General features: G+C 40.3%; 10 protein-coding genes. 7 read left to right on the top strand and 3 right to left on the bottom strand.

Annotation, left to right across the window (positions count from 1 at the left end; all coding sequences use genetic code 11):
- Nucleotides 1–268 precede the first annotated feature (268 nt).
- The 3 genes from ACPUEN_RS01255 to ACPUEN_RS01245 all read left to right on the top strand — a co-directional run bounded on the left by ACPUEN_RS01255 (nt 269) and on the right by ACPUEN_RS01245 (nt 4056).
- Nucleotides 269–1657, top strand: coding sequence for a sigma-54-dependent transcriptional regulator (locus ACPUEN_RS01255; protein ID WP_425638025.1), 1389 nt, complete (start codon nt 269–271; stop codon nt 1655–1657).
- Nucleotides 1647–2999 carry a sensor histidine kinase gene (locus tag ACPUEN_RS01250; protein WP_425638024.1) on the top strand — a complete coding sequence of 451 codons (1353 nt, stop codon included), beginning with the start codon at nt 1647–1649 and terminating at the stop codon, nt 2997–2999. Before ACPUEN_RS01255 ends, ACPUEN_RS01250 begins: the two co-directional genes overlap by 11 nt.
- Nucleotides 3000–3534: 535 nt before the next feature.
- Nucleotides 3535–4056 (top strand): hypothetical protein, encoded by a 522-nt coding sequence (locus ACPUEN_RS01245; RefSeq protein WP_425638023.1) that lies wholly within the window; start codon nt 3535–3537, stop codon nt 4054–4056.
- A gap of 100 nt (nt 4057–4156) precedes the next feature.
- Here the strand turns inward: ACPUEN_RS01245 and ACPUEN_RS01240 are convergent, their stop codons facing one another.
- Nucleotides 4157–6529 carry a TonB-dependent receptor domain-containing protein gene (locus ACPUEN_RS01240; protein ID WP_425638022.1) on the bottom strand — a complete coding sequence of 791 codons (2373 nt, stop codon included), beginning with the start codon at nt 6527–6529 and terminating at the stop codon, nt 4157–4159.
- Nucleotides 6530–6711: 182 nt separating this feature from the next.
- Between ACPUEN_RS01240 and ACPUEN_RS01235 the strand changes: the two genes are divergently transcribed.
- Nucleotides 6712–7749 (top strand): sensor histidine kinase, encoded by a 1038-nt coding sequence (locus ACPUEN_RS01235; RefSeq protein WP_425638021.1) that lies wholly within the window; start codon nt 6712–6714, stop codon nt 7747–7749.
- The gene (locus ACPUEN_RS01230; RefSeq protein WP_425638020.1) at nt 7746–8432 is read left to right on the top strand and encodes a LytR/AlgR family response regulator transcription factor; all 687 of its coding nucleotides are present in this window, start codon (nt 7746–7748) and stop codon (nt 8430–8432) included. The genes ACPUEN_RS01235 and ACPUEN_RS01230 overlap by 4 nt, the downstream gene beginning before the upstream one ends.
- 368 nt (nt 8433–8800) lie before the next feature.
- Here the strand turns inward: ACPUEN_RS01230 and ACPUEN_RS01225 are convergent, their stop codons facing one another.
- Nucleotides 8801–9508, bottom strand: coding sequence for a LytR/AlgR family response regulator transcription factor (locus ACPUEN_RS01225; RefSeq protein ID WP_425638019.1), 708 nt, complete (start codon nt 9506–9508; stop codon nt 8801–8803).
- A complete protein-coding gene (locus ACPUEN_RS01220; protein ID WP_425638018.1) occupies nt 9505–10503 on the bottom strand; it encodes a sensor histidine kinase in 999 nt (332 codons plus the stop codon). Before ACPUEN_RS01220 ends, ACPUEN_RS01225 begins: the two co-directional genes overlap by 4 nt.
- Before the next feature lie 295 nt (nt 10504–10798).
- On the opposite strand from ACPUEN_RS01220, the gene ACPUEN_RS01215 reads away from it, so the two are divergent.
- Nucleotides 10799–11248 carry a nuclear transport factor 2 family protein gene (locus ACPUEN_RS01215; RefSeq protein WP_425638017.1) on the top strand — a complete coding sequence of 150 codons (450 nt, stop codon included), beginning with the start codon at nt 10799–10801 and terminating at the stop codon, nt 11246–11248.
- A 94-nt stretch (nt 11249–11342) separates the two neighbouring features.
- Nucleotides 11343–11789 (top strand): nuclear transport factor 2 family protein, encoded by a 447-nt coding sequence (locus ACPUEN_RS01210; RefSeq protein ID WP_425638016.1) that lies wholly within the window; start codon nt 11343–11345, stop codon nt 11787–11789.
- The last annotated feature ends 418 nt before the right edge of the window (nt 11790–12207 follow it).

The following is a 12207-nucleotide window of genomic DNA, read 5'->3' as shown; positions in this document are numbered from 1 at the left end:
TACCTTCTAAGAGCTTGTTTCGTTGATTTCTCAAAAAATGATAGCTAGACTCGCGAACATTTTCGTCCGCAGGCGAACAAAATAATTCAAAGTCGAATAATTTTTGCCTAACTTAAAATCCTACCCAGTTTCACCAAAACATGCTCAGATTGTCCGAAATCAAACGTTTTGCACCAAATTTATATGCTCAGTTTTTTCGGTATGCTTTTGGAACAAGTGGGCATAACACGACGGATAATTTTCCGCGTATGAACAAATTCTTTTACTTATGAGCGAGCAACGTACAGGCAAAATTCTAATTGTAGATGACAACGAGGACTTATTAAAGGCAGCGAAGATTTTTTTAAAGCGGCATTTTTCTCAGGTCGATACGGAGACCAATCCTGACCTACTTCCCATCCTCACACATAATGAATCTTATGACGTCATCCTTCTAGACATGAACTTCACCAAAGATGTGAGCTCGGGCCAGGAAGGGTTTTATTGGCTGGATAGAATTCTTGAGCTTGACCCTTCTGCGGTTGTAGTTTTGATTACGGCTTATGGCGATGTAAACCTTGCTGTAAAAGCTATTAAGGAAGGTGCAACTGACTTTGTACTGAAACCATGGGAAAACGAGCGCTTGCTGGCTACATTGAATTCTGCTTTGCAGCTGCGCAAAAAGAAGATGGAAGTAGATCTGCTGAGAGATCAGAAGCAGACCATGGAGAAAGACATGGATAATAAGTTCAAGGATATCATTGGTCAAAGCCCTGCCATGCAGAAAGTTTTTGAGACGATTGAGCGCGTGGCTGTGACCGATGCTAATGTGTTGATTTTGGGTGAAAATGGTACGGGTAAGGAATTGATTGCACGTGCAATTCACAGGCATTCCCGTAGAAATCGCGAGGCTTTTGTGGGTGTGGACTTAGGTTCAATTACCCAAACACTTTTTGAATCGGAGCTATTTGGACACAAAAAAGGATCGTTTACCGATGCTAAGGAAGACCGAGCAGGTAGATTTGAGCAGGCACACAAGGGAACACTTTTCCTGGATGAAATAGGAAATCTACCTCTTGCCCTTCAGTCAAAACTTTTAGCAGCACTTCAAAACCGTCAAGTAACACGCGTGGGTGCAAACCGTCCCGTGGATGTGAACATCCGCCTGATCTCAGCGACGAATATGCCTATACATAGCATGGTGTATGAAAATGGCTTCCGTCAGGATTTACTTTATCGCATCAATACCATAGAAATTCAGCTTCCTCCTCTTCGGGAAAGAGTTGAAGACATCTCACTTTTGGCTGATCACTTCATTGCTTTTTACTCCAAAAAATACAACAAAGACATCCGCAAAGCCTCAGAACCGCTGGTGAAGCGCATGACCAAGTATCACTGGCCTGGCAATATCCGTGAGCTGCAGCACAGCATCGAGCGTGCTGTGATTATGTCAAATCACCATGTGCTTCAACCTGAAGATCTGTTTTTGCAGAAAATGGCACAGCCTGAGCGTCAGGATGAATCGGTCAGTTTGGAGCATTTGAATATTGAGGATGTGGAGCGTATTCTAATCAGAAAGGCGCTTCAAAAGCACAATGGACACATTACTCGGGCAGCGGAAGAACTTGGCCTGACTCGATCCTCACTATATCGCAGACTTGAGAAGTATGGTTTATAAGCGGTTTTCCTTCGGCGTTGGACTTCGGATAATCGGAATCATCCTGAATATCTACCTTGCTCTTTGGCTTTATTACAGTCAGGATTTATGGCTGGCACCAGCTATTTTGGGCCTTATTTCAGTGATTCAGATTGGGGAAATGATTTATTATGTCAACGCAATCAACCATAAATTGGCAAGATTTCTCGATTCCATCCGATATGCTGATTTCTCAAGTTCCTTCACATCTGACAGCAAAATGGGCAACTCCTTCAGGGAGGTAAATACTTCATTCAATGAAGTGATGGAGGTTTTCAAGCAAACCCGTGCCGAAAAGGAAGAACAGATGCTCTTCCTGCAAGTCATCATTCAGCACATCAATACCGGGATAATTTCTTTCAATTCTGCAGGAAAAATCGGCGTGATCAATAACGCCGCGAAGCATTTACTACAAATCCCGCAGTTTCGTGACATCACAGACTTAGGTAAACTCTCTCCAAAACTTCTGGAAGATGTAATGGCAATGAAGCCAGGTCAGCGTATTTCAAAGAAAGTGAATCTTTCCCTCCATCTTATTATTCAATCAACTTCCCTGAAAATGGGAGGCCAAAGCTGGACTTTGCTTTCCCTACAAAATATCAATGCAGAACTACAATCCAACGAACTCGAAGCTTGGCAAAACCTGACCAAAGTACTTCGTCATGAAATCATGAATTCCATTACGCCGATATCCAGTTTGGTAGAGTCACTTCGTACCATTTTGGATGAGGACAGCTATGTGCAGCAGGAAGGTTTTTTGATCAAAAGAGATGGCTTTATGGACATGCAGGAAGGCTTAGACACGATTGCAAATCGTAGTCGGGGTCTGGTGAATTTTGTAAATGCCTACCGTGATTACACCAACATCCCTGCGCCGAAAAAAGTAACCATGCCCGTGAGCGAATTATTTGAAAATGTGCTGAATCTGATGCGGGAAGAGCTAAAATCTGCTCACGTGAAAATAGAAACAAAAATCCACCCGGATGATCTAGAGATTCATTGTGATCCCGATCAGATTACCATGATCTTGATTAATTTACTAAAAAACGCATCTGAATCCCTTCAGAATCAAGCAAACCGTACGATTTGGCTTTCTTCTATTGGACAGGGAGATCTAGGGTTGATGATACAGGTGGAAGACTCCGGACCTGGAATTATTCCTGAGGCTTTGGAGCGAATTTTTGTTCCCTTCTACACCACCAAAAAAACAGGGAGTGGCATTGGATTGGCCATTTCAAGGCAAATTATGAACCTGCACAAAGGAAGTTTGGAAGTGACTTCTATCCCGAATAAGCGGACTGTATTTACGATGAATTTCAGGTAACCTTTGAGGTTTTCAAAACCTCAAAGGTTTTTGATTTTTGTAGAAAAATATTTTTAGCCGCAGAGCCCACGGAGGGGAACACAGAGGCCACAAATTGGAATTACTCTTATGGAGTCTAAGACCTGTACAAAATCAGGCGGGCTTAGGTCTAACATATCCCATTCTTCAGATTGATAACTTTTTAAAATTAATAACAACCTATAGAGTGATCGCTTTGCTAGGTTTTTCTATGTGACTATGTGGTTTATTCCTTTTTCACCACATAGAATCATAGCGCCCATAGAATTGAAGTAGCTGATGGAGCTGTTTCAATTCTTCTAACCTGTCCGACACTAGGCTAACTTAGACTAATTGTGCTCTCATTTTCAAACTGCCCTACTTTATTATATTTAATTACAATCAATGGTGTGATTGCTTTGCTAGGTTTTTCTATGTGACTATGTGGTTAAACTTTTCATCACCTTCGAAAAATACCACACCAACTTCATTTCATTGTTTATCAAGACTTTGTATCTTATACAAAACTGCAAAAACTATGGAAACAAACTTTTTAACACAAACCCAAGTAGCTTTTCACAATTTAAATGGCTTAGTAAATGGTATTGCCATGGATGGCCGAATCACCAGAAACGAATATGAGGCACTCAAAGCCTGGTGCCACACGCATGAGGGACTTTGCTCTCAGGAACCTTTCAACTCTTTTTTTGAGGAAATATCTACCAAAGTAAAAACTGGGAATGTAGGCTCAGAGGAGATATATGAACTCAAAGAAATTCTGGAAAAACATGCGTTAAACTTCGAAGAAAAGGATAAAACAAAAGCTGATCTTCACTTTCTCCAAGGCGTCTGTTACGGTATCATGGCGGATGGAGACATCAATAAGTATGAGATAGAAATGCTCAAAAAATGGATGGATGAAAATAATCAATTGAGCGAAACCTATCCATTTAATGAAATCTACGAAGTAGTGGCCACTGCAATCTCAAAAGGCAAAATTGACTCAGAGGAATACAAAGAATTATTGAAATATTTTAAGGAGTTTATGAAGATTGAGTAGTTGTTTTACCGAACTAACTCACGTTTCAAAGAAAAATCCAAGCTCAAATGAGCTTGGAATTTCTAATAATAAAACCCTTATGCAGTACTTAATTTTTCACTTAAAATCTTCTTCTTCCGCCACTATATTCCATGGCTTCACCTTTGCCGAAGCCGTAGCTCACCCCTAAGGTCACGAAGCGTCCTCTCCTTCTATAATTATATTGGTAGAAGTCAGGATTCAATGTTTCGCTCTCCGAGATTCTCGAAGCAAATACATCTCTAACACTTAAATTGACGATCACCTTTCCTTTCACAATTTTCTTTCGAAGTCCTATATCTGCCGTAGCAAAACCTGAGATGTCCCGCTGAAAAGTCTGATAAGAAGAACGATAGTCTCCAACTATTTCCAAGGAAAAATCAGCTGGCAACTCAAACTTGTTGGTCAGCCTGGCTGTCCACTGATTTGACTTGAAGCCAAAAGGCACAGCCTCATAGGTCCCTGATCTATCGAAATAATTATAATTAAAATCAGCACTCATTGACCACCAGTTTGATGGAGTCATTTTGCCGTTTACTTCCAGGCCTGTGACATTATTGGTGCCAATATTCATAGGCTTGGTAATATTGATATTGTTCTCAAAAGTGGTGACATCCTCTATAGTCTGGGTGAAATAGCGGTGGTAAATTGATGAACTAAGCGAGAAAAGTGGATGATCAAAGATACCTGTGACCTCATAGCTATCTGTGTATTCTGGCAATAGATTTGGATTCCCAGTAGACACACTGAAGGTATTTCGGATATTCACAAAGGGATTCAGGTCAAAGAATCTAGGTCTGGAGATCCGTCTGGAATAGCCACCTTGGACAGAGAAATTTTTAGCCACTTTGTATGAGGCATGAAGCGTAGGGAACAAATTGGCGAAGTCCTGATTATTCTCTTCGTTGGTTTCTTCGAGGAGTGTCTCAATACTTGTGTTTTCCAGCCTTAGCCCTAGTTTCAACCCAAACTTATCATTCTCATAAGCTCCTGTCCCGTAGAGTCCAAGTACTTTTTGCTTATAAAAGAAGTTATTGGAAAGTTCAGGAATGACTACCCATACACCATCATTTGACTCAGAAATAGCATAATCATTTTTTACATCTGTAATGAAATACTGACCACCCGTCTCCAAGGTGAACTTCTCCCCAAATGGACGGGTGTAATCTGCTTGAAATGTATATTCTGCTTGGCTGAAATCATTGTCACTCAATTGTGCATCTGACCTTGCACCTTCACCAAAAGTTGGGCTGTTGGTAAAATCGGATGACTGGTCCTTCGAAAACGAACTTCCTATAGCAGAAAGCAGGAGAAAGTGTTCTTCTTCATCTGAGAAATCACTTTTGTATTGCATCTCATATTGCCATTTGGGATTGGTTGCCTCAGTAGTTTCTTCACGTAGCCATCCAGACATGGGAGTCATGTTCCCATCAAAGGTGCTGAATTCCCCTCTGGAGTATTCTGCCTCTGCTTCAAAGGCATAATTACCGGAAACGGTGATGACATTTCTGTCATTGAAATAGTAATCTGTCCCGAGTATCAGATTGACAAAATTTTCATTCTTCTCTACATTTCCGACACTTTGCACCTCATTCAATGTGCTGGAATTTCGATTGATTGTTTCAAAGTCTTCTGGCATCGTGCGCTTGCCTATTCCGATTTGGCTGAAAAGATTGAATTTCTCTGTACGCTTATTAATACTAAAACCCAAACTATGGTTATTCGGAACACCTGTATTTAAACTCATGGAGCCATTCACTCCCTTTTTCTCCTCCTTTTTCAGCACAATATTGATAATGCCCGAAGTCCCCTCCGCATTATACTTGGCAGATGGATTAGTGATCACCTCCACCTTTTCTATCATATCAGCTGTCAGCGTTCCTAAGGCATTCCCTCCATCTCCGGTGAGCACTGAAGGCTTGCCGTTGATCAGCACTTGAACACCACCCGTACCTCTCAATAGAATTTGACCTTCAATATTTACAGTCACCGAAGGCACATTATTCAACACATCCAAAGCACTGGCTCCGGTGCTGCTCAGATCCTGACCCACGTTGAACACCCGCTTATCCAGCTGAAACTCAGTCGTAGATCGCTGTCCTTGAACTATTACTTCGTTCATTTGCTGCACATCCTCCTCCAGTGAGATAGTACCCAGATCCACTCGATTGTTGACTACTTCAAAATCAGTAAGTTGCTTTGTAACAAACCCGATAAAACTCACTTCCACAGTGAAGTCCTTGCTCTCTGTAGCGAGTAAAAGTGTACCATTGGACTGTGTAGTAGTACCTGCCAGCATGCGATCTGAATCCTTAGCAAGGATCTTGATCGTTGCAAATTCAATCGCTTTCTGACTTTTAGCATCCACCACTTTTCCTGTTATTTCTATACCTTGTGCAAAAGCTGTGGCTATAGCAAGGATAAAAAATAAGAAGCAGCTAAGAATGTTTTTCATGACGGAGTCGATTAGATTCAAGTCAAAACTGATATTAATAAAGCACACCTAAAAATATTACCGATGAACGACCTGACTTTCCAGCCAAACAACATACCCAGAGCTTTCAGGTCGTTTGACAGGTAAAAACTGCCGTTTGTCGGCAGCAGTATTTTATTCTGCTTTGAGAGATTTACTTTGTAATGATGAACTCAATCAAACTTCAGCCGAACACTTCCAAAGGAGAGTGGATTTTCCAGATAATTCTTCATCTGCTGGTATTCCATTTTGTGATTATGGATCACAAAGAAGGTCAGATGATCTACGAATTATACTGGTACCAACTGGCATTTTTCCTGAATTACCTTAGTACAAATCTGATCATCAGCTATGTCCTGTTGCCGAGGTTTTTATACAGAAAAAAATACCTTGAGTTTGGCATTCTAACCTTCTGCTGCGTAATGGCGGTGATTTTGATCGAAGAGTTTGTTTTGGAAAAAATATTTTTCCCTTTCACCAGAGGTGCGGATTTCAATGGTGTGCTGCTGAGCATGGGAGAAATTCTCTCCGTTTTGGTTGCATTGGTAGGGATGAAAATCGCCTGGGATGCTATCCATAGGCAGCGGGAAATGGATGAATTAAGGGTAATGGCCAAAGAAAGTGAATTGTCATTTCTAAATTCTCAGATCAATCCTCACTTTCTCTTCAATAATCTCAACAATCTCTACTCCTATGCAGTGGAGAAATCCCCAAAAACACCTGAAATCATCCTGGGACTTAGTGGTGTTTTACGCTACATGCTCTACGAATGCCGGGAAGAAACGGTGCCCTTGACCAAGGAAATTGATCATTTGCTCAATTTTATCCAACTCTACGAATTGCAAATCGAGGGAAGGGGAACGGTTGATTTCTACACGGATAACATAGAAGAAAGCTACCGGATCTCTCCATTGATCCTGAGTGTATTTGTGGAAAATGCCTTTAAGCATAGTCAAGCCAGCCAAACAGAAAAAATCAACTTAACAGTTTCCGTATCCGTGGATAGGAAAGGCATGTTAACCTTCACCTGTAAAAACAATTTCCTTCCTGAATACGCTACTCAGACTAAGGAAAAAGGCATAGGGCTCGAAAACGTCAAGAAAAGACTCAATCTACTCTATCCTAATACCCACGAATTGAAAATAAAACCTACCGATACAGAATTTTTTGTAAGCTTGAAAATCCAGTTGAGTAAGGCATGAACTGCATTATCATAGAAGATCAGCCACCGGCACAGCGGATCCTGAAAAAATATATTCAGGATATTGGCTCACTGAATCTAGTCGGGACATTTGGAGATGCTATACAAGCGATGGATTTTCTACAAAAAGAAACTGTGGATCTGATGTTTCTCGATATCAATCTTCCCAAACTTTCCGGTATTTCCTTCCTAAAAAGTCTATCCAACAAACCGCAGGTCATATTCACAACGGCCTTTTCTGAGTATGCCCTAGACGGATACGAGCTGGACGTAGTGGATTATCTCTTAAAGCCTTTTTCATTCGAACGATTTGTAAAAGCCGTTGCAAAAGTAAAACGAGAGGCGCAACCTACTGTCAAACCGGAAACTCAATCTAAAAAAGAGCACTTTATCAAAATTGGGTATGAGCACGTAAGGATAGCCTTTGAAAATATAATCTACTTGGCAGCAGATGGGGACTATTGTGAGGTGTTTTTGGAAGACAAAAAGTATCTATCCTCCGAACCTATGAAAAAGTGGCTAGAGCTTCTGGATGAGGCAATTTTCCACAGAATTCACAAATCCTATTTGGTCAATATACACAGGGTCAATAAGATCAGCGGAAACCAAGTTTACTTGGTAAATGGCAGCATATTGCCGATCGGAAGAACATATAGAGAAGATTTCATGGATAAATTTCTTTAAGAAAGAAGCATCTGTCATACAACTTAATGTTTCCTTTTTTCATGGGTTTGGATTAACTATTTAATGAATTGTTTTCCACGGAAAACATATTTCATTTTCGTTTTTTACAGACGACAATTAGGGTCAACTGCAAGCAAATCCAAGGAGTTCCCAATTCCTGTATAGTTGCCGACAGGATCGGGGAACAAAATTCTACTTTGGCTTTTTCCACTAGGACAATTCCTGACAAGCGAATATCAAACAGTTTTTTTTCTGAAATAGAATAAAGGCCATAAAAAAGCTAGGAGAAATTAGCTTATAGAAGCTCCGAAAAGAAGGTTTAGATCAGTTAACTCTTATCAGAATTTAAGGTGTGACCTTTTAAATCCTTATATCAACTTCCTATCCTCAAGCTTTGCCAGAAAAGCATCTCTATAATTTCTGCTAATGGGATATAGCTCATTCCCAATCAAAACCTCATTGGATTGTACCTCATCGATGTGCCGCATGTTGATAATAAATGAACGATGAATGCGGACAAACTCACTTGGCAAAGCATTAGCAATGTTGGTCAGGGAGACCAGTGAAAGCACTTTCCTAGTCGGAGTGATGATCTTAATGTATTCCCGTTGTGCCTCGATTGCCTGCACCTCAGAAAACAGAAATTTCACAATTCTAGTATCCGTTTTGATAAAAAAGTATTCAGGTTTCTCTGTTTTTTCATCAGCTCGAACTTGTACTGAAAGGTATTCCGTAGCTTTTTCAATGGCTTTGGTGAATCGCTCGAAAGAAACCGGCTTCATCAAATAATCGATTACATCCAGTTCATATCCTTTTACAGCATATTCCTCATAAGCTGTTACAAAAATTGTTAAGGGTTTATCAGGAAGCTCGTTCAGCAAATCCACTCCAGTCATCAGTGGCATACGGATGTCCAACAAGAGAATGTCAACTGGATTTTGCTTTAAAAAGCGCAATGCCGCCTCCCCATTGCTGCAAACGCCGGCCAATGCAAGATTTTCAACTTTGGACACATAGTCCGAAAGTAATTTCCTAGCTGGGGGCTCATCGTCAACGATTAGGATCCGGTAGTTCATTGCAGGTTTATGGTTAATTTCACTTCAAAGGAGGTAGCATTCTGGTCAAGCTCCAGTTCATGTTTGGTAGGATAAATTAAGTTTAACCTCTTTTTCACATTCGTAAGTCCTACTCCACTTTCTTCTTCAGCAGTCTTTCTTCCGGCTATCACATCATTTCTAATATAAAAAAACAACCTATCACCAGCGTTGATATTCAGGTTAATTTCAATAGTACCATCAATCGTATTCCCATGCTTAAAGGCATTTTCCAGAAAGACGAGAAATATCAAATGAGCAATTTGATGCCTATCTTTAATCCCTTGGTGTGTAAAAATAATCTTCGGCTTCTCATCGAGCTTTAGTCTCCAGAGTTCAATGAAATTCTCCATAAAAGAGATTTCTTTGGCAAGCGAAACAAACCTTCCTTGATCCTCATATAGCATATGGCGCATCATCTCGGACAGTTTCATTATTGCCGGTGCTGTATTGCTGTCGCTGAAATATGCCATGGAATAAATATTATTCAGCGTATTGAACAGGAAATGTGGACTGAGCTGAAGCTTCAGAAACTTAAGTTCGGTAGCTAATTGACTGTTTCTAAGTTCTATTTCATTTCGCTGAGCTTTGATCAAATTGGCAAAGAACCAAACGACCGTAGTGATCAGGTAAAAGCCAATCGCCGGTACCGATCTGATAAAATAGGTATAGGTCATAGATCGGTGACTTAGGCCAATGAGACTCACCCGAATTATAACAATTGTTGCAATCAATAGAACAGATAATATCACATACAAACCATAATTCCCTTTTCCATAAAACTTTGGCAGTAGCCAATAGTAATTCAGATAAGCAATGGCAGAGGATGCCAACACATCAGAAATGACAATCCTACATAGCTCTGCAGGTGACTCTACCCAATTACTCAATGAGGCATAAAGAATCGCGCCATAGCATAACCAAAACAGGAAATGCAATGCGTAAAATATTGGCCGCGAAAGGACATTAGTTTGCATTGTGTGAATTTAGGAGTTTTAATAACACTAAATCTGAAAGATCATCCAACTGACGGCTGCACTCTACAGAAGGCTTTTTTTGTCGCACAAGTGGAAAACATCGAGAAAATTTGAAGTCTATTCAACCAAAGATTTTCATTCGTAGATCAAATCCCTTGTCTCGGTGAGAGAACCTTGTTGTCTATTGATTTCAGAAAAATCACTTGATTTTTTTTCGTCTATTAGTATTGGATAAGTAGACTTACTAAACTATTTCCAGCTGATTATCAAAAAATTAAGTTATAAACATACAATTATGAAAAAGGTATTAATAGCACTCTTATTAACTCTCATGAGTTCCTCCTTGCTTTTGGCGCAATCAACTACCGAACAGGAAATCAAACAGCTTTCCATGGACAAGTGGCAATGGATGGCTGATAAGGATGTTGCCAAACTGGAAAGACTCTTTGATGACAAAGCGAAATTTGTCCATATGAGTGGAAGCTGGAAAAAAGACCGTGAACTGGAAATTATCGAATCGGGAAGTATTTGGTACAAAAAAGCGGATGTGCACGATACAGCAGTAGAGATATCAGGAAATACGGCAATCGTTTGGAATCGCATCACATTGACAGCATTTGTCCGGGGAACAGATGTAGTGACCGAATTTACGGTGACGGAAGCTTACCAAAAGCGAGGTGAAGACTGGAAGATGCTCGCATTGACATTTAGTAGTGTAAGAGACACCCACGAGATTTCCCATTAAAACTAGGGCCCAGGTTAGTTTCTTCACTAACCTGAAATAAAAGTTAAGTGACTGAGGACACTCACATAGGCGACAAACCACAACTTAAAAAATCATGAAAAAGACAATTCTAGTGTTCTTCTTATTGTACTCCGTGGTACAATTCTCCTTTGCACAAGACGAAGCGACGAAACAAGAAATCATCGAACTCTCCAAGACCAAGTGGCAATGGATGGCAGATAAGGATGCTGATAAACTTGCGGAGCTATTTGATGACAAAGCGGTTTTCGTACACATGGGCGGTGCCTGGGGCAAAGAGCGGGAAATCAATATTATCCGCGGAGGTGGCATTTGGTATAAGCAGGCTGACATCCATGAGGTATCAGTGGAGATCATAGATAACACAGCCATTTTACTCAACCGAATCACATTAATAGCTGAAGTTGGTGGTAATCAGGTTACCAATCCCTTTGAAGTCACTGAGGTTTATATCAAAAAAGCAGATGGCTGGAAATTGGGTTCCCTTTCTTTCACAAAACTGATGGGACCGGGAGATCGGTAATTTGAAGTGAGTGAGGATACTAATCATGGCATCGGATATCTCCCCCGCCCCGGTTAGTGTCTTCCCTAACCGGAATTCATGAAAATAAGTCAAGTGAGTGAGGACACTCACTTTGGCGAGACTCATCGGGATTTAAAATAGCTAGTTCTAGATTACCAATCTCGAACAGCACTTTAAGAGATAATTTTAAAAATCATGAAGTATTTCATTCTTTTCTTTTTCCTTTTCAATACCTGAGTTGCATCGGTCAAACTCAAAATTGGACTGGTGGGAATCCTGTCGAAATAGACTCGGGTAAAATCCTTGGAATAATTCAACTCAAGGGATTTGAATGGTGTAAGATTCAACTAATTAAAAATCATTAAATTATAAGTCTGAAAAATCAATCCTTGACTTTTTCAATTTGAGAGGTCATAAA

The organism is Algoriphagus yeomjeoni (assembly GCF_049821175.1).
GTDB lineage: Bacteria > Bacteroidota > Bacteroidia > Cytophagales > Cyclobacteriaceae > Algoriphagus > Algoriphagus yeomjeoni_A.
This window is presented reverse-complemented; position numbering and strand designations above follow the sequence as displayed.